The 23,238-nt window shown below is 43.0% G+C and carries 25 protein-coding genes; all 25 read left to right on the top strand.

The features are described 5' to 3' along the window. The first annotated feature begins 105 nt into the window (after window positions 1–105). The 25 genes from rnc to G587_RS0102205 all read left to right on the top strand — a co-directional run bounded on the left by rnc (window position 106) and on the right by G587_RS0102205 (window position 23,237). Window positions 106–798, top strand: a complete 693-nt coding sequence (gene rnc / locus G587_RS0102325; protein WP_026490932.1) for a ribonuclease III — start codon at window positions 106–108, stop codon at window positions 796–798. Between the two features lies 1 nt (window position 799). Further along, complete coding sequence (gene smc / locus G587_RS0102320) at window positions 800–4,357, top strand: chromosome segregation protein SMC (protein WP_026490931.1); 3,558 nt, start codon at window positions 800–802, stop codon at window positions 4,355–4,357. Further along, the gene (gene ftsY / locus G587_RS0102315; RefSeq protein WP_026490930.1) at window positions 4,357–5,271 is read left to right on the top strand and encodes a signal recognition particle-docking protein FtsY; all 915 of its coding nucleotides are present in this window, start codon (window positions 4,357–4,359) and stop codon (window positions 5,269–5,271) included. Before smc ends, ftsY begins: the two co-directional genes overlap by 1 nt. A 145-nt stretch (window positions 5,272–5,416) precedes the next feature. Beyond that, on the top strand, window positions 5,417–6,646 hold the full coding sequence (ilvA, locus tag G587_RS0102310) for a threonine ammonia-lyase (RefSeq protein WP_026490929.1): 1,230 nt from the start codon (window positions 5,417–5,419) through the stop codon (window positions 6,644–6,646). A 3-nt stretch (window positions 6,647–6,649) separates the two neighbouring features. Continuing rightward, the gene (locus G587_RS0102305; protein WP_035785306.1) at window positions 6,650–7,525 is read left to right on the top strand and encodes a YitT family protein; all 876 of its coding nucleotides are present in this window, start codon (window positions 6,650–6,652) and stop codon (window positions 7,523–7,525) included. A gap of 5 nt (window positions 7,526–7,530) precedes the next feature. Continuing rightward, complete coding sequence (locus G587_RS24035) at window positions 7,531–8,616, top strand: glycoside hydrolase family 25 protein (protein ID WP_051200557.1); 1,086 nt, start codon at window positions 7,531–7,533, stop codon at window positions 8,614–8,616. Between the two features lie 96 nt (window positions 8,617–8,712). Beyond that, on the top strand, window positions 8,713–9,057 hold the full coding sequence (gene ylxM, locus G587_RS0102295) for a YlxM family DNA-binding protein (protein ID WP_026490927.1): 345 nt from the start codon (window positions 8,713–8,715) through the stop codon (window positions 9,055–9,057). Between the two features lie 3 nt (window positions 9,058–9,060). After that, window positions 9,061–10,437 (top strand): signal recognition particle protein, encoded by a 1,377-nt coding sequence (gene ffh, locus G587_RS0102290; RefSeq protein ID WP_026490926.1) that lies wholly within the window; start codon window positions 9,061–9,063, stop codon window positions 10,435–10,437. Window positions 10,438–10,546: 109 nt separating this feature from the next. Next, complete coding sequence (gene rpsP / locus G587_RS0102285) at window positions 10,547–10,789, top strand: 30S ribosomal protein S16 (RefSeq protein ID WP_026490925.1); 243 nt, start codon at window positions 10,547–10,549, stop codon at window positions 10,787–10,789. Window positions 10,790–10,813: 24 nt separating this feature from the next. Next, complete coding sequence (locus G587_RS0102280) at window positions 10,814–11,044, top strand: KH domain-containing protein (protein ID WP_026490924.1); 231 nt, start codon at window positions 10,814–10,816, stop codon at window positions 11,042–11,044. Between the two features lie 125 nt (window positions 11,045–11,169). Beyond that, the gene (trmD, locus tag G587_RS0102275) at window positions 11,170–11,949 is read left to right on the top strand and encodes a tRNA (guanosine(37)-N1)-methyltransferase TrmD (protein ID WP_026490923.1); all 780 of its coding nucleotides are present in this window, start codon (window positions 11,170–11,172) and stop codon (window positions 11,947–11,949) included. A 49-nt stretch (window positions 11,950–11,998) separates the two neighbouring features. After that, window positions 11,999–12,520: a ribosome maturation factor RimM gene (gene rimM, locus G587_RS0102270; RefSeq protein ID WP_026490922.1), complete on the top strand. Its 522-nt coding sequence runs from the start codon at window positions 11,999–12,001 to the stop codon at window positions 12,518–12,520. 208 nt (window positions 12,521–12,728) lie between these two features. Beyond that, window positions 12,729–13,898, top strand: a complete 1,170-nt coding sequence (locus G587_RS0102265) for a discoidin domain-containing protein (protein WP_026490921.1) — start codon at window positions 12,729–12,731, stop codon at window positions 13,896–13,898. 60 nt (window positions 13,899–13,958) lie between these two features. Then, on the top strand, window positions 13,959–15,026 hold the full coding sequence (locus G587_RS0102260) for a hypothetical protein (RefSeq protein ID WP_026490920.1): 1,068 nt from the start codon (window positions 13,959–13,961) through the stop codon (window positions 15,024–15,026). 86 nt (window positions 15,027–15,112) lie between these two features. Continuing rightward, complete coding sequence (gene udp / locus G587_RS0102255) at window positions 15,113–15,898, top strand: uridine phosphorylase (protein WP_026490919.1); 786 nt, start codon at window positions 15,113–15,115, stop codon at window positions 15,896–15,898. 42 nt (window positions 15,899–15,940) lie between these two features. After that, window positions 15,941–16,384 carry a cytidine deaminase gene (locus G587_RS0102250; RefSeq protein WP_026490918.1) on the top strand — a complete coding sequence of 148 codons (444 nt, stop codon included), beginning with the start codon at window positions 15,941–15,943 and terminating at the stop codon, window positions 16,382–16,384. 183 nt (window positions 16,385–16,567) lie between these two features. Next, window positions 16,568–16,915 carry a 50S ribosomal protein L19 gene (rplS, locus tag G587_RS0102245; RefSeq protein ID WP_026490917.1) on the top strand — a complete coding sequence of 116 codons (348 nt, stop codon included), beginning with the start codon at window positions 16,568–16,570 and terminating at the stop codon, window positions 16,913–16,915. Between the two features lie 92 nt (window positions 16,916–17,007). Next, window positions 17,008–17,601 (top strand): signal peptidase I, encoded by a 594-nt coding sequence (gene lepB, locus G587_RS0102240; protein WP_026490916.1) that lies wholly within the window; start codon window positions 17,008–17,010, stop codon window positions 17,599–17,601. A gap of 12 nt (window positions 17,602–17,613) precedes the next feature. Next, complete coding sequence (ylqF, locus tag G587_RS0102235) at window positions 17,614–18,492, top strand: ribosome biogenesis GTPase YlqF (protein WP_026490915.1); 879 nt, start codon at window positions 17,614–17,616, stop codon at window positions 18,490–18,492. A 5-nt stretch (window positions 18,493–18,497) separates the two neighbouring features. Beyond that, window positions 18,498–19,058 (top strand): signal peptidase I, encoded by a 561-nt coding sequence (gene lepB / locus G587_RS0102230; RefSeq protein ID WP_026490914.1) that lies wholly within the window; start codon window positions 18,498–18,500, stop codon window positions 19,056–19,058. Continuing rightward, complete coding sequence (locus G587_RS0102225; RefSeq protein ID WP_026490913.1) at window positions 19,051–19,818, top strand: ribonuclease HII; 768 nt, start codon at window positions 19,051–19,053, stop codon at window positions 19,816–19,818. Before lepB (G587_RS0102230) ends, G587_RS0102225 begins: the two co-directional genes overlap by 8 nt. Before the next feature lie 75 nt (window positions 19,819–19,893). Beyond that, a complete protein-coding gene (gene fliK, locus G587_RS0102220; RefSeq protein ID WP_026490912.1) occupies window positions 19,894–21,789 on the top strand; it encodes a flagellar hook-length control protein FliK in 1,896 nt (631 codons plus the stop codon). 12 nt (window positions 21,790–21,801) lie between these two features. Next, window positions 21,802–22,116: an EscU/YscU/HrcU family type III secretion system export apparatus switch protein gene (locus G587_RS0102215; protein WP_026490911.1), complete on the top strand. Its 315-nt coding sequence runs from the start codon at window positions 21,802–21,804 to the stop codon at window positions 22,114–22,116. Window positions 22,117–22,121: 5 nt separating this feature from the next. Continuing rightward, window positions 22,122–22,502, top strand: a complete 381-nt coding sequence (locus G587_RS0102210; protein ID WP_026490910.1) for a YraN family protein — start codon at window positions 22,122–22,124, stop codon at window positions 22,500–22,502. A 30-nt stretch (window positions 22,503–22,532) separates the two neighbouring features. Further along, window positions 22,533–23,237 carry a response regulator transcription factor gene (locus G587_RS0102205; protein WP_026490909.1) on the top strand — a complete coding sequence of 235 codons (705 nt, stop codon included), beginning with the start codon at window positions 22,533–22,535 and terminating at the stop codon, window positions 23,235–23,237. The last annotated feature ends 1 nt before the right edge of the window (window position 23,238 follow it).

Here is a 23,238-nt window from a genome sequence, read left to right as displayed (position 1 = left end):
TATAAATGATTTTTTCGAAATGATGGTGGTATGAGGCAGGGCTTTGTTTGCTCTGCATCATATCATTTTGTTTATAAAAAGATATTTCTTGTATAGGAGATAACTATGATAGGCGATAATGAACTTGATGAATTACAGAATAGCATCGGATATCATTTTAAGGATAAAAATCTTTTGCTTCAGGCACTGACACACAGCTCTTATGCCAATGAGCAGAAAATAAACAAGCGCGGGGACTACGAGAGACTTGAGTTCCTCGGTGACGCTGTCCTTGAGCTTGTTTCAAGTGACTACTTATATATGAAATACCCGGATAAAAAAGAGGGTGAGATGACAAAGATGAGAGCATCCATGGTATGTGAGCCTGCTCTTGCATATTGTGCTACAGAAGTTCATCTTGAAAAGTATCTCATTCTGGGTAAGGGCGAAGAGGCTACAGGCGGTCGCCACAGAGAGTCCATCATAGCTGATGTTATGGAGGCTATTATTGGAGCTATTTACCTTGACAGCGGAATTGATGCTGCCAGGACTCATATAGAGAAATTTATTTTGAACAACCCCGAGGAGAAGCAGATCTTCTACGACAGCAAGTCTGTGCTTCAGGAAATTGTCCAGAGAGACAGTGCTTTAGAGTTGCGCTATGAAATTTGTGGCGAAAAAGGTCCTGAACATGATAAAATATTCGAGGCTGCGGTCTACGTAGGTGATAAAAAATTGGGAGAGGGGTCAGGAAGGACCAAGAAGTCAGCCGAGCAGAAGGCTGCATATCAGGCAATCCTGGAATTGAAAAAAGAGTAGCATGTATTTAAAAAGCATCGAAATTCATGGCTTTAAGTCATTTGCAAATAAGATAAAACTTGAATTCCACAACGGAATATCAGGAATTGTTGGACCTAACGGTTCAGGTAAGAGTAATGTCGCGGACGCTGTAAGATGGGTTCTCGGAGAACAGAGAATCAAGCAGCTTCGTGGCGGTACCATGACAGACGTAATCTTTGCAGGAACGGAGCTCAGGAAACCCCTGGGCTACGCTTATGTCGCTATCACGCTTGATAATTCAGATCATGCGCTTCCTATCGAATATGATGAAGTAACTGTCTCCAGAAGGCTTTATCGCTCCGGAGAGAGTGAATATATGATTAATGGCAATACTTGCAGACTTAAGGATGTAAATGAGCTGTTCTTTGATACCGGTATCGGTAAAGAGGGCTACTCTATCATCGGACAGGGTCAGATCGATCAGATTTTGTCCAGTAAGCCTGAGGACAGACGTAACCTTTTTGATGAGGCTGCAGGTATCGTTAAGTTCAAGTCCCGCAAGGATACTGCGGTTAAAAAGCTTGAGCAGGAAAAGCAGAACCTCACTCGTGTAAACGACATTCTCTCTGAGCTTGAGAAACAGGTAGAGCCTTTGGAGAAGCAGTCTGAGGTTGCAAAGGTTTACTTAAAGCACAAGGAAGAGCTTAAGACTCTTGATGTTAATATGTTCCTTTTGGATAATCAGGCTCAGAAAAAGAATCTGGAGGATTCAGAGGCTAACCTCAGGATAGCATCCAAGAACCTGGATGAAGCTAAGGCAAAATACGATGATACCAAGCATCAGTACGAGGAGATTCAGACTGAGCTTGAGACACTTGATCATGATATTGAAGAGGCAAGAGCCAAGATCACCGATACTTCCGTAATGAGAGAAAAACTCGAAGGTCAGATCGGTATCATGAATGAGCAGATTCGTTCCGCTACAAGTGATGCGGAGCACTTTGCCAAGAGAAAGGCTGACGAGGAAACTAAGATCGCTGATAAGGAGAAGGAAAAGGAGAAGATCCTTCTTGGAAAGAATGAGATCGACAAGGAGCTTGAAGCTCTCTCTGCTGACAGACAGGAAGCAAGAAAGAAGCTGGACGGAATCATCGCGCAAATAAGCGATATCAACAATGAGATCGAGAACTGCAAGAGCAAGATCATTCAGACTCTGTCTGACCGCTCTACTATAAAGTCCAAGCTCAGCTCCCTTGATACAAGACAGGAGCAGATAAACATTCGCAAGGCGGAGCTTACAGGTAAGCTGGTCAAGGCCCGTTCCGATGAGTCACAGCAGGAGGAGATAATCAAGAAGCTCCAGGCTGAATTCGATCAGATCACTGAAGAAATCCGCACAATGAATATGAAGCAGAAGGATTCTCAGAATGAGCTTGATGGAATAAGGGATAAGCTCACTCAGAAGGATACCAAGCTTCGCGATGTACAGAACCTTTACACACAGCAGAAGTCCAAGCTTGAAGCACTCAGTAACCTTACAGAGCGCTATGAGGGATACGGCGGCAGTGTTAAGAAGGTAATGGAGAAAAAGGATGACAACCCGGGAATCATCGGTGTTGTTGCAGATATCATTAAGACACAGCCCAAGTATGAGACGGCTATTGAGATCGCTCTTGGCGGTAATATCCAGAACATCGTTACCGATGATGAGGATACTGCTAAGGATATGATCGAATACCTTAAGAAATCAAGGGCAGGTCGTGCGACCTTTCTTCCTCTGACAAGTATTCGTGAGCCCCAGGAATTCAAGGCTCAGGAGGCTCTTAATGAAAAGGGCGTCCTCGGCATGGCTGATGAGCTTGTAGATACAGAGGATAAATACAGAAGCGTTGCAAAGGCGATGCTTGGAAGAATCGTAGTTGTAGATACAGTAGATAACGCGGTTCTTATCGCAAGAAAATATAAGTACACAATCAGAATGGTTACCCTTGAAGGAGAGCTTCTTGTTCCCGGCGGTGCCATAAGTGGTGGTACCTTCCGTAATAACTCCAATCTCCTTGGTAGAAGACGTGAGATGGAGGACCTTGAGAAGAGCATTAAGAAGTGCAAGGATGACATCGCTCTTTTCCAGAAGGAGATTGATGATACCAAGAAGCGCAGAAATGAGCTTCGTACAGCAATAGAGGAGCTGAGAACTGCTCTCCAGAGCAAATTTATCGAGCAGAATACTGCAAGAATAAATGTTGAGAATGAGAAGGAGAGACAGAACCAGCAGAAGGGTGACTATTCAGACCTTAAGGCTGAGAGCGAGAACATCGAGCAGCTCATGGTTGAAATAAAGACCGAGCGCGATGAGTATAAGAATGCTCTCGAGCTCTCAGAGAAGACCGAGAAGGATGAGTCGGCCAAGGTTACTGAGTATCAGGCCAGGCTTGAAGCTCTTCATGCTGAGGAGGAAAAGGAATCAGAGAATGTTTCCTCCTGGGATATTGAATATGAGAAGATCCTTCAGAAGGAGACCTTCGAACAGCAGAATCTCGATCGTATAAACGGTGAGATTGATACTGAGAAGGCAGCTCTTGATGAGATACTTGAATCCATTAAGAAGAATGACGAAATCCTTACTCAGAGGAAGAAGGATATTGAAGAGATCAAGCTCACGATCGAGAGCTCCAAGGATGTGCAGACTGATGTCAGCAAGGAGCTTGATGAAAAGAGAGCAAGGAAGGAAGAGCTCACAGCTTCCCAGAAGAATTTCTTCAAGCTTACAGAAGAGCTTAACCAGACAATGAACGGCCTCGATAAAGAGGTTACAAGACTTGGCGCAAGATGCGAGCGCGCTAAGGAAGCAATCGAAACTCAGATCAATTACATGTGGGATGAGTATGAGATTACCCTTACAGATGCAGCATCCATGCGTGATGAGAACATGACAGATGTTTCTGCCATGAAGAAGCAGATTAGCAGCTTAAAGGATGCAATAAGAAAACTCGGGGACGTAAATGTAAACGCTATCGAGGACTACAGGGTACTCATGGAGAGATACACCTTTATGAAGACCCAGCACGATGACCTTGTTGCAGCCGAGCAGCAGCTTAGAGAGATTATCGCAGAGCTCGATGAATCCATGAGAAAGCAGTTCATGGAGGAATTCACCAAGATCCAGACAGAGTTTGATAAGGTATTCAAGGAGATGTTTGGAGGCGGTAAGGGAACTCTGGAGCTCGTTGAGGATGTTGACATCCTTGAGGCAGGAATCAGAATCAACGCTCAGCCCCCGGGAAAGAAGCTTGTTAACATGATGCAGCTCTCCGGTGGTGAGAAGGCTCTGGCAGCAATTGCACTTTTGTTTGCTATTCAGAACCTCAAGCCTTCACCCTTCTGTCTGCTTGACGAGATCGAGGCTGCGCTTGATGAGAATAACGTCGTAAGATTCGCACATTATCTGCATAAACTTAAGTCCACGCAGTTTGTTGTAATTACCCATAGGCGTGGTACAATGGAAAGTGCTGACAGACTCTACGGTATTACCATGCAGGAGAAGGGCGTATCCACGCTTGTCAGCGTTAATTTGATTGATAAGGAGCTAACTGACTAATGGCAAATGGCTTTTTTGCAAGGCTGTCAAATGGTCTTACTAAAACTAAAGAAGGTGTGGTCAAGGGCATAAATAATGTCCTTAGTAACTTCTCTACAGTCGATGAGGATTTCTATGAGGAGCTTGAGGAAACCCTTATTATGGGTGACATTGGTGTTAATGCCACAAGCCGTATCATGGATAAGCTCAGAGAACAGGTGAGAGATAACCACATTACAGATACCTGGGCATGCAAGACTCTGCTTATTTCCAATATTCGTGAGCAGATGAAGACAGACGAGGACACCTATGATTTCGAGAATGATAAGGCTGTTATTTTCGTGATCGGTGTAAACGGAGTAGGTAAGACAACCTCTGTCGGTAAGCTTGCTGCTCTTTACAGAAGAAAGGGCAAGAAGGTTCTTGTGGCAGCTGCCGATACCTACAGAGCAGGTGCGACAGAGCAGCTCAGACAGTGGACTGAGCGCGCTGAGGTTCCGCTTATAGCAGGTAAGGAGGGTGCAGATCCCGCCAGCGTTATTTATGATGCGGTTGCTGCATTCAGATCAAGGGACTGCGATATCCTTATGATCGATACTGCAGGAAGACTTCACAATAAGAAGAACCTCATGGAAGAGCTTGCCAAGATGAACAGAATTCTTGATAAGGAGCTTCCTGATATTCATAGAGAAAACTTTATCGTTCTTGACGGAACAACCGGACAGAATGCTATTTCCCAGGCCAGGGAATTCGGTGAGGTTGCAAACCTTACAGGAATTGTTCTTACAAAACTCGACGGTACAGCCAAGGGAGGTATCGCTGTAGCGATAGTATCCGAACTCAATGTGCCGGTTAAGTATATTGGCGTCGGCGAAGGTCTTGAGGATCTTGAGAGATTTGAATCAGACCAGTTTGTAGATGCACTATTTTCATAAAGAATTGGCCCTCATCCGTCAGCTTCGCTGACACCTTCCCCCAGAGGGGGAAGGCAATATAATTAAAGCCTTCCCCTTGGGGGGAAGGTGGCTGCGTAGCAGCCGGATGAGGGGATTTCAATAGATTATTCGGGAGGAGAAAACCATGTCTGAGAACAACAAGAGCTTAACACTTCCTGCTTTTGAGGAGGCGTATGAGGATGTAAAAAAGGTTACACTTGAAACAAAGCTGATTTTCAGTGACTACTGGAGTGCTACAACAGGTAACAAGGTATACCTTAAGCCTGAGAATCTTCAGAGAACAGGTGCTTATAAGGTAAGAGGTGCTTACTATAAGATTTCCACCATGTCTGAGGATGAGAGGGAAAAGGGTCTTATTACCGCTTCAGCCGGTAACCATGCTCAGGGCGTTGCTTACGCTGCAAAGAGCTATGGAGTTAAGGCAACTATTGTAATGCCTACATCCACACCTCTTATTAAGGTAAACAGAACAAAGGCTCTTGGTGCTGAGGTTATCCTTCACGGAGATGTGTATGATGAAGCCTGCGAGCATGCACTTAAGCTTGCTGATGAGAAGGGCTACACCTTCGTTCATCCCTTCGATGATCTGGATGTTGCTACAGGTCAGGGAACCATCGCGATGGAGATCATCAAGGAGCTTCCCACAGTTGACATGATTCTCGTGCCCATCGGTGGAGGCGGACTTGCTACAGGTGTTGGTACACTTGCAAAGCTTCTTAATCCCAAGATAAAGGTTATAGGTGTTGAGCCTGCAGGAGCTAACTGCATGCAGGTGAGTCTTAAAAACGGAAAGGTAACAACACTTCCTTCAGTTAATACTATCGCTGATGGTACTGCTGTTAAGACTCCCGGAGAAAAGATTTTTCCCTATATCCAGCAGAATATTGACGAAATAATTGCCGTTCCTGATGAGGATCTTGTAGTTTCATTCCTTGATATGGTTGAGAACCACAAGATGGTTGTTGAGAATTCAGGTCTTTTATCAGTTGCTGCACTCAAGCAGCTTGATGTGAAGGATAAGAGAATCGTCTGTGTACTTTCAGGCGGTAACATGGATATCATTACAATGTCATCTGTTGTTCAGCAGGGACTTATAATGAGAAATCGTATCTTCACAGTTTCCGTTCTTCTTCCCGATAAGCCGGGTCAGCTTGCTGCTGTTGCCGGAGTTGTTGCTAAGACAGGCGGTAACGTTATCAAGCTTGAGCATAATCAGTTTGTATCAATAAACAGAAACGCAGCTGTAGAACTGCGAATCACTTTGGAGGCATTTGGTAGCGAGCACAAGGAAGAGATTATTAAGGTCCTTGAAGAGAATGGATATAAGCCGAGACTTGTTCGTACAAATATTTAATCTATGACTTACGTTGAAAAAATATCAAAAAAAGGAACAGACTATTTTTTTATAACCTTCGGAGCATTTCTGTATGCTATAGGAACCAGTCTGTTCAATGATCCAAACAATATTGCTCCCGGAGGAATAACAGGTGCGGCAATTGTCCTTAACAGGATAGTGCCTATTGGAACAGGTATCTGGTTCATGCTCATGAATATTCCTATATTGTTCCTGGCGATCTATAAGTTTGGCATAAGATTTACAATTTCAACTATCTACGCTACGATTGCGAATTCAATTTTTACGGATCTTCTGGCCAAATACGCCACCGGCTTCATCGTTAAGGATGTAATGCTTGGCGCAATTTTCGGAAGTGCCTTTGTTGCGGTGGGAATCGGTATCACTTTTAAAAGTCATGCGACGACAGGCGGTACTGATGTTATAATAAAAGTACTGAGACTTAAATATCCTCATATCAAGACAGGTGTACTGTTTTTGATAAGCGATGTATTCGTAGTTACCTTTGCGGGGATCGTGCTTAGGGATATAAAGGTTGTGCTTTATTCATTCCTCGCAGTCATGATCACTTCATTTGTTATCGATTTCGTATTATATGGTAGAGATGAGGCAAAGCTTATCTACATCATTTCTGATAATACGGATAAGATTACATCCAGACTTCTCGAGGAGCTTGATGTTGGTGTTACCCATGTTTTCGGACAGGGGGCTTATAGCGGAGAGGAGAAGAAGGTTATTCTCTGTGCTATAAAGAAGAGACTTTCTCCTTTGGCGGAGGATATTGTTCGCGAGGAGGATCCTGATGCGTTTATGATAGTAACAAGTGCTTCAGAGATTTTCGGTGAAGGCTATAAGAGCTATTTTGATGAGCGAATATAAGACTTATGAAAAATACTGATAATCCAAAAAATTACAGCAAAATGGTAAAGAATACGAAGATCCTCATTTCGGTAATCTTCCTTAGTCTGGTCAGTGTCTTTTCACTTTCTACCTGTATAGCACTGCTTCTTAGTAATGCGGCTACAAAGAGACAGGCGGATGCTTCGCAGAGTGAGCTGGATGCGCTGGAGAGTGAGGGATATTACACCACTGCTCAGGCACAGCAGCTTATGGATCAGGCAGTTTCAGAGGCAATGAAGCAGGCGGGGGACGAACTCAGGAATGAGTTCAGAAAAAGGCTTGAAGCGGGAGATAAGCTCGGAGCTATAAGGAGCATTTTTCCTGACGATATTGTTACCGAATATGCAGGACAGTATTTCTTTAAACCTATAGATCCCAATGTAGCAAGAAATCCTTTTTCACCGGAAGATTTCGTGGTAGGTGATGACGGATCCATATCATACGCCGGCATGGATGCTAATATATTAGTGACCCGCGGAATTGATGTCTCCAGATCACAGGGAGATATTGATTTCAATAAGGTTAAGGAAGCCGGAATCGACTTTGTTATGATAAGAGCAGGGCTTAGAGGTTCAGCCGAGGGTCAGCTCCTTGAGGATGATTACTTTAAGACTAATCTTGCTAAAGCGCAGAAGGCCGGACTTGAGGTTGGCGTGTATTTCTATTCCCAGGCGATAGATACCACTGAGGCTGCAGAGGAAGCTCAGTTTGTAATAGACCTTTTGAACGGAGCTGATATTACTTATCCTATTGCAATAGACTTAGAGCAGATAAGCTCTTCCGAGGCAAGAACATCCAAGCTTTCACCTCAGCTTTATTCTGAGATTGCCAATGCTTTTTGCCAGAAAATTGACGAGGCCGGATACAGACCTATGATCCAGGGAGGTATCAGAACCTTCAGCGAACTTCTTGATATTGAGGATTTGCAGAAGTATCCCGTATGGATCGTATATCATGGATTCCCGCAGTATTATCCCTATGAATTTGGCATGTGGCAGTACAGTAAAAGCGGACATATAGACGGAATTGAAGGGGATGTAAGCCTGGATATCTATATCGGAACAAAGTAAAGTAAAAATACTTGACACATAAATAATAATGCGATATTATAAGCATCGTGCCTATAGTATCGCATTTTCTATTACATTTTTTGATTCGGAGCAGTTATGGAGAAGATAGTTGAGCAGGGGCTCTTATATGATTTTTATGGTGAGCTTCTGACGGATCATCAGAAGAAGGTATATGAGGATGCGGTCTACAATGATCTTTCCCTTGTAGAGATAGCTGAGGAGTACGATATCAGCAAGCAGGGAGTACATGATCTTTTGAAGAGGTGCACCAATTCTCTTGAAGGATATGAGAAGAGACTTCATATGATCGAGAGAACAGACAGAATCAGAAGACAGCTTGATGAGCTTAAGATGGCAGCTTCTGATAAGGAACTTAAGGATGATGAGCTTAGAAGCAGAGTCCTTGAGACTATAGAATCAATCACAGAGGAGTTGTCATAATAGATGGCATTTGAGAGTTTATCCGATAAACTGCAGAACGTATTTAAGAATCTGCGCGGTAAGGGCCGTCTGTCGGAGGAAGATGTCAAGACTGCCATGAAGGAAGTAAAAATGGCACTTCTTGAGGCAGATGTTAACTTCCGTGTTGTAAAATACTTTGTTAACAAGGTTCAGGAGAGAGCGGTCGGTGAGGACGTTTTAAACGGACTTAATCCTGCTCAGATGGTTGTTAAGATAGTTGATGAAGAGCTGACAGATCTCATGGGTTCTGAGATCACTGAGATTCAGTTCCAGCCCGGTAAGAGCATCACAGTTATCATGATGTGTGGTCTTCAGGGTACTGGTAAGACAACCACCGCTGCCAAGATTGCCGGCAAGGTTAAGCTTAAGGGTAAAAAGCCCCTGCTTGTTGCCTGCGATATTTACAGACCGGCTGCTATAGATCAGCTTAAGATAAATGCTGAGAAGCAGGAGGTTGATTTCTTCTCAATGGGTACGGACGTCAGTCCTGTAGAGATTGCCAAGGCTGCGATCGCTCATGCTGAGAAGAACAATGAGAATGTGGTAATTCTCGATACTGCAGGTCGTCTGCAGATCGATGAAGATATGATGCAGGAGCTTATCGACATCAAGAATGCAGTTACTGTACATCAGTCACTCCTTGTTGTTGATGCCATGACCGGACAGGCTGCAGTTGATGTGGCAGTTCAGTTCAATGATCGCATCGGTATCGATGGTATCGTCCTCAGTAAGATGGACGGTGATACCCGAGGTGGTGCGGCACTTTCTGCGAGACAGGTTACAGGTAAGCCTATTCTTTACGTAGGTATGGGAGAGAAGCTCTCAGATCTGGAGCAGTTTTATCCGGATCGTATGGCGAGCAGAATCCTCGGAATGGGTGATGTCCTTAGTCTGATAGATAAGGCTGTGGAAGCAAATCGTGAGCGCGATGAGGAAAAAGAGCGCGAGATGGCTTCCAAGATGAAAAAGGGTAAGATCGATTTTGAGATGTACCTTGAATCCATGAAGCAGATGCGCAACATGGGCGGCCTTGGAGCAATAATGGGGATGCTTCCCGGAATGGGTAAGATCAGTGATGATCAGCTCCCGGATGAGAAGCAGCTTGCAAGGATTGAAGCTATCGTGCTTTCAATGACTCCTGAAGAGCGTAAGAATCCCAAGCTCATGAGTCCTCAGAGAAAATACAGAATAGCTAAGGGCTCAGGTAATGATATAGCTGAAGTAAACCGTTTTATTAAGCAGTTTGAGCAGATGCAGAAGATGATGAAGCAGATGCCCGGACTTATGGGTAAGAAGGGCAGAAGAGGCCTGGGCGGTCTTGGCGGTTTAGGAAAAGGCGGATTTGGTAAATTTTTCTGATATGCATATTCGGCATAGCCGGATTTCATATATAAAACTAAATGATTGCGGAGAAATTCGTTTATCATAGTCAACATTATTTTTTATTTTTAAATGGAGGATTTTAAAAATGGCAGTAAAAATTAGACTTAAGAGAATCGGAAAGAAGAAGGTTCCTTTTTATCGTATCGTAGTAGCTGATTCTAAGTTCCCTGTAAGCGGAAAGTTCATCGAGGAGATTGGTACATACGATCCTAACACAGATCCCAGCACATGCAAGGTTAACGAGGAGCTTGCTAAGAAGTGGCTTTCAAACGGTGCTCAGCCTACAAACGTTGTAAACAAGATCTTCAAGCAGGCAGGTATTAAGTAATCACTTAAAACTAGGGGAAAATTCATGAAAGAATTGGTTGAAGTAATTGCAAAGGCTCTGGTTGATAATCCGGATGAAGTTGTGGTTAACGAGAAAAACGAAGGCCGCAACATCGTTATAGAGCTGCATGTTGCACCTTCCGATATGGGTAAGGTAATCGGAAGACAAGGAAGAATTGCTAAAGCTATTCGCTCTGTTGTGAAGGCAGCATCTTCCAGAGAAAATCTTAGAGTTGATGTCGAAATTGTCGACTGATATGATATGACTATGCCCGGAGCTGTGTTCCAGTTCCGGGTTATTTATTTTAATAATAACCCTGCCTTCACGGAAGAGTGATGGAAGGTGGCGCGAGGCGCCTGATAAGGGTGTGTGGTGATGTAATGAATTTTTATATAATGACGTTATTCCCTGAAATGGTTATGGATGTACTTAACACCAGCATACTTAAGAGAGCCATTGATAAGGGAACAATTTTTGCAAAGGCAGTAAACATCCGAGACTATGCTAACAATAAGCATAACAAGGTTGATGATTATACATATGGAGGCGGTGCAGGTATGCTTATGCAGGCACAGCCTATTTACGATTGCTACAAGGCAATCCTTGAAGAGATAAGGGAGAAAAATCCTAATGCTAATCCCAGAGTGATATATGTCACTCCCCAGGGAAAAGTATTTTCACAGGGCATGGCAAGGGAGCTGTCACAGAGCGAGGATCTGATTTTTCTTTGTGGACATTACGAGGGAATTGATGAGAGAGTTCTTGAGGAGATAGTGACTGATTACATTTCTATTGGGGACTATGTTCTTACAGGTGGTGAGTTACCGGCCATGGTAATGATAGATGCAGTATCGAGGCTTGTTCCGGGAGTTTTGAATAACGAAGAATCAGCAGAAACAGAGTCCTTTGACGATGGTCTGCTTGAGTACCCGCAGTATTCAAGACCCGAGATATGGATGGATAAAAAAGTTCCGCCTGTACTTTTGTCGGGGAATCATGCTAATGTTGATGTGTGGCGCTTTCAGAAGTCTCTTGAGAGAACTAAGGAGCGCAGACCGGAGCTTTACGATAAATATGTGGAGGAGCATCCGGAACAATTTACAGCCAAGGCACTGAAAAAGAGGAATAAAATATTAGATAAGATAGAAGAAAACAGCTGATACTTTGTTGTGACCGGGATGAGGTGACACTAGGCTACGGAGGAATATAATGCAAGAGTATTTTCAGGTAGGTGTAATTGTAAAAGCACACGGACTTAAGGGTGAAGTAAATGTTTTCCCTACAACAGATGATCCGTACAGATTCAAGAAACTGAAGAAGGTAATAATGGATACAGGCCGTGATGGGAAGAAGGAACTCAACATAGAGCGTGTGAAGATAGGAAGCAAGTTCGTTATAGTGAAGTTTAAGGAATATAATGACATCAATGAGGTTGAGCGCTTCCGTCAGAAGCCCCTTATAGTTCCCCGCGAGGACGCAATTCCTCTTGAAGAGGGTGAGTATTATCTCGCCGATCTTGAGGGTATGACAGTTATTGATGAAGATGGTAAAGAGCTTGGTACTATCAAGCAGGTCATCCAGACAGGCGCCAACGATGTCTACGAGATGAAACGCACTGATGAAGAGGATGCAGAAACAGTTATGATACCGGGCATCAAGGAGTGCGTAAAAAATATTGATATTGAGAACAAAGTAATGACAATTCATGTAATGGATGGATTGTTTGACTAAGGGATATATAATTACTGAACGCTTTAAGGAAAGATTATATGAGTCTTTCTTTAAAGCGTTTTTTGCTATCTGATAGGTAGATTGCTACCGGTATTAGTTAATAACTAAAATTTTTATAAACAGACTGGATAGACGCTATTTGATTGTATAATCTATGTGTAGCCGCAAACATTAAGTGTTATGCCAAAGGATGATAGGGGGACAAATTATGAATTGGAGAAAAGTAAATGCAATAATTGCAACATCACTGGTTGCTACATTGTTGCTTGGGCAGGAAAAAGATGATTTACTGGCACAAACCAAGGAATCAGAACAAATAGAAGATAATGTGGGGGCAGAGTTCTCTGCACTGTCGAATTCAGACTACATCTCTATAATTGATTCCCTTAGAGAGACTGAGCCGGTTGTTCCTTCAAATGCTGATATCTTGTCGGGAATGTGCGATTGTGTAAGCGGTGCAAGAATTCTTGGCTATGAGAATGAGATTTTTTCTGAGATGGATAATGATAATAAGTTTTCACTTCGTTTTCAGATTATGAACAGTGTTCTCTTTATGCAATTTCCTTTATATGAAGACATTGTTGAAAAGGTGAATGGAGAAACAGCAATTCCATTAGACAAAGTAAAGGAATTGTTTAAAGAATTCTATGGCGAAGAGGATTTTATCCCCGATGAGTATGAAAACGTTGATGATGACTATTATTATCCGCTTTATGCTGATGGTGAGGGCTGGCAGATAATATATAATAAGCAATATTATGATAATGACGAGTATTTTCTCGTATCAGGTCCGGGGTTCTATGAGAGCAATGGTGGTGACGAGGAATATTTAGGCTGTGCTGATATACTCTTTAGAAAAAATCCTGATAGCAGGTATGGAGTTACATTGTTGTGCGGAAGATATCGTGATTATAAGATTGAAGTAGCTTCTGTAGAGACTTCATCTGAACTTCCAAAATCCGGAGATAAGACATATTCGGGAGCGAATCTTGTGGATGGTGATAATACAACTGTTTGGGCTGAGGGGGTTCCTGGAACAGGAGAAGGTGAGCAAATAGTACTTCATCTTGATAAAAAGCAGCCTGTATGCGGAGTTCTTATCTGCAATGGCTATACAGCAGGCTATGAACAATACACAAATAACGGCATGCTGACCGAAGCTACAGTGGATTTTGGAGATGGTAATGTAGTCACAGAAAACGTAATGGAAGGTTATGCAGATGAAGGCTTTGATGCGAAATATATCGCAGACACCAGTCGTACAAGGATAGGGCTTGATGAACCGGTTGTTACGGATACTATTGTTATAACAATTACAGGTGCCAAAAAAGGGGCAAAGTATGATGACACCTGCATTAGTGAAATACAGGTATACTGAGTTTGCGGAAGATCTAATTAAAGAGCCTTATACGCCGTAACAAAGAATGTGAGGGGAAGAATGAAGAAGAGAAATTTGAAATCATTATTTTCAATATTCATTAGTGCTGTTTTTGTTATGGGCTTGGCTGCTAACAGACAAGATGAAGAAATAAAAGCCTACGCTGAGTTCTTGTCTGATTACATGGATCATCCTGCGGTAAGCACCTTATATAAAGACGATTTTGGAGAGACGGATAAGCCTGTAGATAAGAGCTGTGTGTATTTTGAACTTATTTATCTTGACGATGATGATACATGCGAACTGGCGATTGCAAATGGAGATTGTCCATGGCATCCGATACATGTTTTTAGCTATTCAGACGGAAAAGTGGAGCAGGGCGGTGAGTACTCCATGTACGGACAGATGTATTATTCGCCGAAAAAAAGTTATGTACTTCCTATGTATTATCTTCCGGCAATGGAAACGGATATAGATATATATGGAACAGATAAAACGATAACATTTAAGCCCGGTGTAGATGAAAATGCATTTTTGAGGCTTTTTGATAATAATGTTGCGCTGCTGTCGGAAGTCAAAGATTTGGAAGCTGAGCTTAATCGTATGAAGGAAGTTGCTCCAATAGGGATAACTCCTATTGGGGCTCCGATTACTGACGATTCATATTTAAAGGAAGGAAAGTCTAAAATCGAAGGTGAGTACGGAGAAGAACTTCCCGGAATATGGTATAGGTTCACAGAGGAATCGGATTTACCTACGTGGATTGAAGTTGATACAAACGGTACCTTTACAGCTCATGCCTTTGACGGCTACGTCGAAGCAACAGGTTATATCAATTACTACGGCGATTCGCCGATTTTGAAAAATGGCTATATCTATAATTTTAAAAATTCTGATGGGACAGAATATATGGACTTTGAAATGGCTCCTGTTAAGGACTATGGATATATGCTGGATTATTGTGGGATCATCTATTATAAGAATCCTGAAAAATGGGATGTAATAGGTGCTTCACCGGATGAAGATATATGGTATGTTGCCTGCAAGAATGACCATACAGTAAAGGCCAGATGCCAGCTAAGGTCAGATGCTTCGGGCGATACATATTTTAAGGAGTATGTACGTTAAAAGTGAGTTCCTGACAAAATAGTGGTATAATAAAAATCCACTCATAAAATAAGTACTTAAAATATGATTACCGGGAGGTTTTAATAATGGTTGATTATACAGAAGGGGCTGGATATCAGTACCATATTCATCTTAAGGAAGGAGACGTCGGAAGATATGTTATTTTGCCCGGCGATCCCGGAAGATGTGAGAAAATTGCAGCATATTTTGATGATGCCAGGCAGGTTGCTTACAATCGTGAATACAATACATATACAGGATATTTAGAAGGTGAAAAGGTAAGCGTTGTTTCCACCGGAATTGGCGGCGCTTCAGCTTCAATCGCAATTGAGGAGCTGCATAAGATTGGTGCAGATACCTTTATCAGAGTCGGAACCTGTGGCGGAATGCAGCTTGATGTAGTTGGCGGAGATCTTATTGTTGTTAACGGAGCCGTAAGAGCTGAAGGAACCTCCAAGGAATACGCGCCTATCGAGTATCCTGCAGTATCTACCTTTGAGGTTACACAGGCGCTCAAGGAGTCAGCCAAGGAGCTTGGCTTCAGACACCATGTGGGCGTGGTTCAGTGTAAGGATGCATTCTATGGTCAGCATGAGCCTGAAACAAAGCCTGTATTCTATGAGCTTCAGAACAAGTGGGAGGCATGGAAGAGATGCGGCTGTCTTGGCTCAGAGATGGAGTCATCCACACTTTTCATAGTTGGACAATGGCTCCGCGCAAGAACAGGTGCCATAATGCTCACAGTTGCAAACCAGGAGAGAGCTAAGGCCGGACTTGATAATCCGCAGGCACACGATACAGATTCAGCTATCAAGGTTACTGTAGAGGCTATCAGAAAGCTTATTGCTGAGGATAAAAAGAATACAAAATAGAAACAGGGAAATGGCATATAAGGTTATGCCATAGGTAAAACGATGAAAACATACGAGGAACTTATAGAGCTTGCACTTGAGGCAAGACAGATGGCGTATACACCCTACAGTCATTTCAAGGTGGGTGCAGCGCTGATGACAAAGGAAGGAAAGGTATACAAGGGCTGTAATATTGAAAATGCTTCCTATACACCCACAAACTGTGCTGAGCGCACAGCGTTCTTTAAGGCGATAAGCGAGGGTGAAAGAGAATTTGAAGCTTTGGCTATAGTAGGAGGTTTTGAAGATCAGGAAAAACTCGAGCTTTGCTCACCCTGCGGTGTATGTCGTCAGGTAATCCGCGAATTTTGTGATGATGATTTTAAGATAATCCTTCTCACCGGACAGGAAGATGGTAAAAATCAATATGAGGTATATGATCTTACTGAAATCCTGCCTCTGAGCTTTGGCCCAACAGACATGCATATAAAACCTAAATCAAGATAATGATTATATGGATAAATCGAACCCTGAAAGGGCGGACAAAAAGCATAGGTATAAAGTAAAAAACCTTGACGAGCTTACTTTGGATATGTTAATATCATGTAGTTGCGAAAATGACGGTCCTCTGGTACGCACTTTTAGAAATGTATTTAAGAACGTCCATTTATATAGTATAGGAGAAAGCAAATGAACACAATCATTGCAGAGATCGAGAAGGAGCAGCTTAACCAGAACGCTCCCGAGTTCAACACAGGTGACACAGTTCGTGTCTACAACAAGATCAAGGAAGGAAACCGCGAAAGAGTACAGGTTTTCGAAGGAACTGTTAAGAAGATTCAGGGTGGTTCAAACCGCGCAACTTTCACAGTTCGTAAGATCTCAAACGGCGTAGGCGTTGAGAAGACATGGCCTCTTCACTCTCCTCTTGTAGAGAAGGTTGAAGTTGTGAGAATGGGTAAGGTTAGAAGAGCTAAGCTTAACTACCTTAAGGGCCTCACAGGTAAGAAGGCAAAGGTCAAGGAAAAGGTTCGCTAAGAATTGATTTCTTTGGTAAGGGCAGTTACTTTTTAGTAATTGCCCTTTTTTAACATTAAGCGGCATCCTATTTTGTAGTTGATGGAGATAATATGCGCAGAAGACAGAGATATCAGTCAATGTTTCAGGAAAAGAAAAAAACAGTTACGCCGGAGTTTATAAGAGAACTTCTTTCGTGGCTTTTTTATACTGCTATAGCGGTCTTTGTGGCCTTTGTTCTTGTGCTGTCCTTTGGAAAGAGAGTCCGCGTAATCGGTGATTCGATGGAGACAGCCCTCTACAACAGCCAGAGTGTGCTTGTTGACAGGATAGTTTACAGACTGACATCTCCTAAGAAGAATGATGTTATTGTTTTTCTTCCCAACGGTAATGCAAAATCCCATTATTATGTTAAGAGAGTAGTGGCTGTTCCAGGTGAGAAGGTTCAGATCGTGGACGGTAATCTTGTGGTTAATGGTGAAACTGTCATCACTGAGGACGGTAAATATGATAAAATGGAAGAAGCAGGTATTGCTGAAAACGAAATAACCTTAGGTAATGGAGAATTTTTCGTTCTCGGTGATAACAGAAACAGCAGTGAGGACAGCAGGAGTGCCAATATCGGCATTGTGAAGAGCGACACCATTGCGGGAAAGGCATGGTTTGCCTACGGATCTAAGGAAGGCAAAACCGGTCTTATAGAATAAAAGGAAGAGTATATGAATAATTATCAGTGGTATCCCGGTCATATGACCAAGGCGATGCGTATGATGCAGGAAAATATACGCATGGTTGACCTCATTATTGAGCTCACTGACGCCAGAATACCCATGTCAGGAAGGAATCCTGACATAGATAAGCTTGGGCAGAATAAATCCAGGCTTGTAATATTAAATAAGGCAGATCTGGCAGACCCGGCCATAAGCAAGGAATGGATTGAGTATTTTTCTTCTACCGGAGCAAGGGTAATGGAGATGAATTCCAAGACCGGTTCTCAGGTGAGACAGGTTCTTGACCAGGTTACGGAGAGCTGCCGTGAGAAGATCGAGAGAGATAAAAAGAGGGGAATCGTAAACAGGCCCATAAGGGCTATGGTTGCAGGTATTCCCAACGTGGGTAAATCCACCTTTATAAATAAGATTTCAGGTAAGGCGGCGGCCAAGACCGGCAATAAGCCCGGTGTTACCAAGGGAAAACAGTGGATAATGCTTGGTAAGAACTTACAGCTTCTGGATACACCCGGTGTGCTGTGGCCCAAGTTTGATGATGAGACTGTGGGACTTCACCTTGCACTCATAGGCTCAATGAATGATGAGAACCTTGATAAGGGCGAACTTGCTGTTAATCTTATAAGGATCCTTGAGGACTGGTATCCGGGCACACTTTCTGAGAAGTACGGTGTTACGGATGAGCAGAAGCTCCTCTACGAGGAGGACCCATATGAAACTCCCGAGTCATCAATTCTGACTGCGATAGCTGATAACAGAAAGCTTATAAAGCAGGGAGGCAAGGCTGATATAGACAGAGCCTGCATGCAGCTTTTGGATGACTTTAGAAACGGGAGACTTGGAAAAATTTCGTTGGAGAGACCGATATGAATAAGATGAAAGAGTTTTTTGAGAATGCTGGAAGTACCATAATTACAATCATTATTGTAGTAATTGCTACATGGTGTTTTATGAAATTCGTGGCACAGAGAACTGACGTTGATGGAGAATCAATGATGTACACTCTTCATGATCGCGATGTTCTTATGGCAGATAAGATCACATACAGATTTTCAGATCCTAAGCGCTTTGATATCGTAATATTCCCTTATCCGCAGGATCCCAGTGAATATTTCATTAAGCGTGTCATCGGACTTCCCGGCGAGACTGTTCAGATCGATTATAACGGTAATATCTACATTAACGGAGAGATTCTTGAGGAGCATTTCGGAGCAGAGATCATCCAGAATCCCGGAAGGGCTGCAGAGCCTATAACTCTTGGCGAAGATGAGTACTTTGTAATGGGAGATAACAGAAATTACAGCATGGATTCAAGAGAGCCCAGCGTTGGTAATATCAAAGGCTCTGACATCATAGGCAGAACCTGGCTTAGAATCTATCCCTTCTCATCCTTTGGCATAATAGACAAGAATAAGGAAAATACTAACAATGGCTGAGAAAATAGGTGATATTAAGGCTGAATTACAGAGTATCGGGGATACGGAAGGATATCAGCTTTTTTGTGAAAAGTACGGGGCAGATTCACGAGCAGGTGTTGTTAAGCTTGTGGAGTCTGCAAAGAAGCATATTACAGCTATAGAAAATGAAAAGCAGCGTCTCTATGAGATGCGTGCATACGAGCGACTTCATGCAGATAAGAAGTATATCTGCGGAATCGATGAGGTTGGAAGAGGTCCTCTTGCAGGTCCTGTCTATGCAGCAGCTGTAATATTGCCTGCGGACGCAGAAATTTTTTATATAAATGATTCTAAGAAATTATCCGAAAAAAAGAGAGAAGAGCTTTATCAGGAGATTTATGATAAGGCTATTTCTGTAGGTATCGGTTGTAGTGATCACAACAGAATAGATGAGATCAATATTCTGCAGGCGACCTATGAGGCTATGGCCAAGGCCGTTGCCAATCTCTCAGTTAAACCGGATGTCCTTTTGATAGACGCTGTTCACATTCCTCAGCTTGAGGAGTATCAGCAGGAGTCCATAATCAAGGGAGATGCCAAGAGCGTTTCCATCGCCGCGGCCAGCATTATTGCCAAGGTGACAAGGGACAGACTTATGGCTGAGCTTGATGACAAGTATCCGGGGTATGGCTTTGCACATAACAAGGGCTATGGCAGCGCTGATCATATAGAGGCGCTTAAGAAGAACGGCCCCTGTGAAATACACAGAAGATCCTTTATCAAGAATTTTTGTAATTGATGCCTGTTTTTAGAGGTTAAATGAAGCCTTCTTACTGGTAAGAAGGTGTCAGCACAGCTGACGGATGAGAGGCCTATGAGTATCATTCAGAATCTGAACACCAACAGACCTGTAGTACAGGTTGATGGGCGAATTATAAATCAGAAGACGTCTGAATCACAGGAATCTTTGCGGTCTTTAGAGACCGGCGAGAGGCTTTCCGGTAAAATCATTTCCATGACTGATGAGGGCGGTGTTAAGAGCGCCCAGATAAGGCTTGGGGATGATATGGTTATTTCTGCAAAATTGCAGGATGGCATGTACCTTAAGGAAGGCCAGGTTCTCTCCTTTGAGGTTCGCGGAGTATCTAATCAGATAACTCTTACCCCTCTTTATGAAAATACTTCAATAGATCCAACCGCACTTAAGGCCCTGAATGCCGCCGGAATAGAGGTGAATCAGGACACAGTTAACATGGTTAAGACCATGATGGAAAATGGTATGGGAATCGACAAGGATTCCTTAAATGCCATGCATCAGATAGTAAATAATAATCCGGATGCCGGCGTTTCATCACTTGTTCAGATGAAAGCCCTTGATATTCCCATTACAGACCAGAATATTGCTCAGTTCGAAAGCTATAAGAACTACGAGCATCAGGTGGTTGAAACCATGAATTCCATAATGGATGATCTTCCTGAGGCATATAACCAGCTTGTTCAGAATGGCGAAGGAAAGGCTGCCAACGACCTCTATGGAGGTATTCTGGATATGCTCTCAAAGGGAGCACAGCAGATGGAAGAGGCTGCGGTCTTAAGTGAGAAGGCTGTTACTACGGATGCCAATATGGCTAATCCCGAAGCCACTAATACCGCAGTTTTGCAGGAAAATGCTCAGGGTCAGGGAAATGTAGCAGATGCCCTTAACCAGGATGGAACCATGAAAACAGCTGAGGGCGTTAGTCCTAAGATCATAGAAGGAGCTGCCTCAGATGAAAAAAATGTTGAAGGAAAGCTGCAGGATGCAAAGCTTGCAGATGGTGAGGCATTAGAGGTTACTTCCAAACAGGTAAATGCTGAGGATGCCGCTATAAAGGGAGATCCCGGGGCAGTGGTTAGGGAAGGCAGAGCTGAGAATCCCAAGATTACGCTTAGTAATGATTTTGCAAATATAATTAAAGAGCTTAATTCCAGCACCGGAGCCACCGGACCTGAGATACAAAAGCTCCTGGCGCAGACCACCTCAGGTGATCTTGCAAAGATAGATCAGACAGCTCTTTTAAAAGAGCTTGCAGAGGCATACAACACATCAGCCCACTCCTCTGAGGGCGCTGAGAAGGCCTTCACAAGACTCTTTGGAAATAATGAGTACAATAAGCTCATGAAGAGTATCATGCAGGATGAATGGCTTTTAAAGCCTGATGATGTGAGTCTTAAGGAAAATGTACAGAATCTGTACGAGAGACTAAACACGCAGGCAAAGCAGCTGACACAGCAGCTTACAGAGAGCCTTGGGCCCGGCAATAAGGTGGCCCAGAGCGCTGCCAATCTTCAGAACAACATCGACTTTATGAATCAGATAAACCAGATGTTCCACTATGTTCAACTGCCACTCAAGATGGCTGATCAGGATGCTCATGGAGATCTGTATGTATATTCCAACGGCAAAAGAAAATTTGAGCCGGGAGATACCGTAAGCGCTATTTTACATCTTGATATGGATAATCTTGGTCCTCTCGATGTGTATGTAAAGATGAAGGACAAGAATGTTAAGACCAATTTCTATGTGGCAGATGAATCTGTAATTGATCTGATTGCGGAGCACATAGATGAGCTGACAGCCAGACTTAACAAACGCGGCTACAATATGGAAGCCAAAATGCTGCTTCATACGGACCAGGATTCCGACAGCGAGGATCCGCCGGTAGAAGCGATACTTGATGCCAAGAAAACTGCTTTTTTATCTATGACATCTTTTGATGCGAGAGCTTAAGAGGTATGGATTATGGCAGATTTAAATAAAGAAAAAGGAAAAGCTAAAGATGGGAAGCCAAAGCAGGCCATAGCCCTTGCCTACGATCCAAATGAAGACGGGGCGCCGAAGGTTATAGCAAGCGGACAGGGCCTTGTGGCTGAGAAGATTATCGACGCTGCTAAGGAACAGAACATCCCCATTCATGAGGACAGCAAGCTGGCTGACACACTTTCCAAGCTTGAGATCGGTGAGATGATTCCTCCCGAGCTCTACGAGGTTGTGGCAGAAATACTTGTATTCGTGGATGCTATGGATAAGATAAAGGCCAAGGAAGCTGCCCACTAGGATTTATGAATAAGAGACAGACAGGAACCTACTATGAAGATCTTGCCTGCGATTATCTTACTGAAAACGGAGCTAAGATAGTATGCAGGAACTTCAGGAGTAAATCAGGCGAGATTGATATAGTTGCAAGAGATGATAAGTATATTTCTTTTATAGAAGTAAAATACAGAACCGGAACCCGATTCGGGGATGCGGAGGCAGCGGTTGATTATCGCAAGCAAAGGATAATCTGCCGCGTTTCTGATTTTTATAGAAGACGCTATGGAATCAGCGATGATTTCCCTATAAGATATGATGTTGTGGCTATAAAGGTTGACGAAACATCGATGGTTCATATAATATGGCATAAAAATGCATTTTCATATATTCCATCCAAGAGTTGGTAATATGTTTATTTTTTAGAGGAGGTTTTAGAAGTGCAGAACGTACTGGTTTGTGATGATGATAAGGAAATAGTTGAGGCGATTGATATATATCTGAAGCAGGAAGGTATCAATGTTTTCAAGGCTTACAACGGTCTGGAGGCTCTGGAGATCGTTCAGAAGAATGAGATCCACGCTGCGATAATAGACATAATGATGCCTGTCATGGATGGCATTCAGTGCACCATGAAGATAAGAGAGCAGAGCTCTATACCGATCATTATTCTTTCTGCAAAGTCTGAGGACGCAGATAAGATCCTTGGTCTTAATATCGGCGCTGATGACTACGTTACAAAGCCCTTTAATCCGCTTGAGCTTGTTGCGAGAGTAAAGTCCAACCTTCGTCGTTATACTCAGCTTGGAAATGCTGATGACAAGGACGCTGATGATGAATTCATTTTCCAGGCAGGAGGACTTGTGCTTAACGATAATTCCAAATCAGTTACAGTGGATGGAGAAGAGGTTAAGCTCACCAAGATCGAGTACAACATCCTGATGTTCCTTCTGAAAAACAAGGGTAAGGTATTTTCAATAAACCAGATATACGAGAATATCTGGAATGAGAATGCCGTATCAGTTGATAATACAGTAGCAGTACATATCAGACATATAAGAGAAAAAATTGAGATCGATCCTAAAAATCCTAAGTATCTTAAGGTTGTATGGGGGGTAGGTTATAAAATCGACACTGAGGACTGAT

This window comes from Butyrivibrio sp. XPD2002, from assembly GCF_000423945.1.
Lineage (GTDB): Bacteria > Bacillota > Clostridia > Lachnospirales > Lachnospiraceae > Butyrivibrio.
The sequence above is the reverse complement of the archived record's forward strand: the minus strand, read 5'-3'. Positions and strand labels throughout refer to the sequence as shown.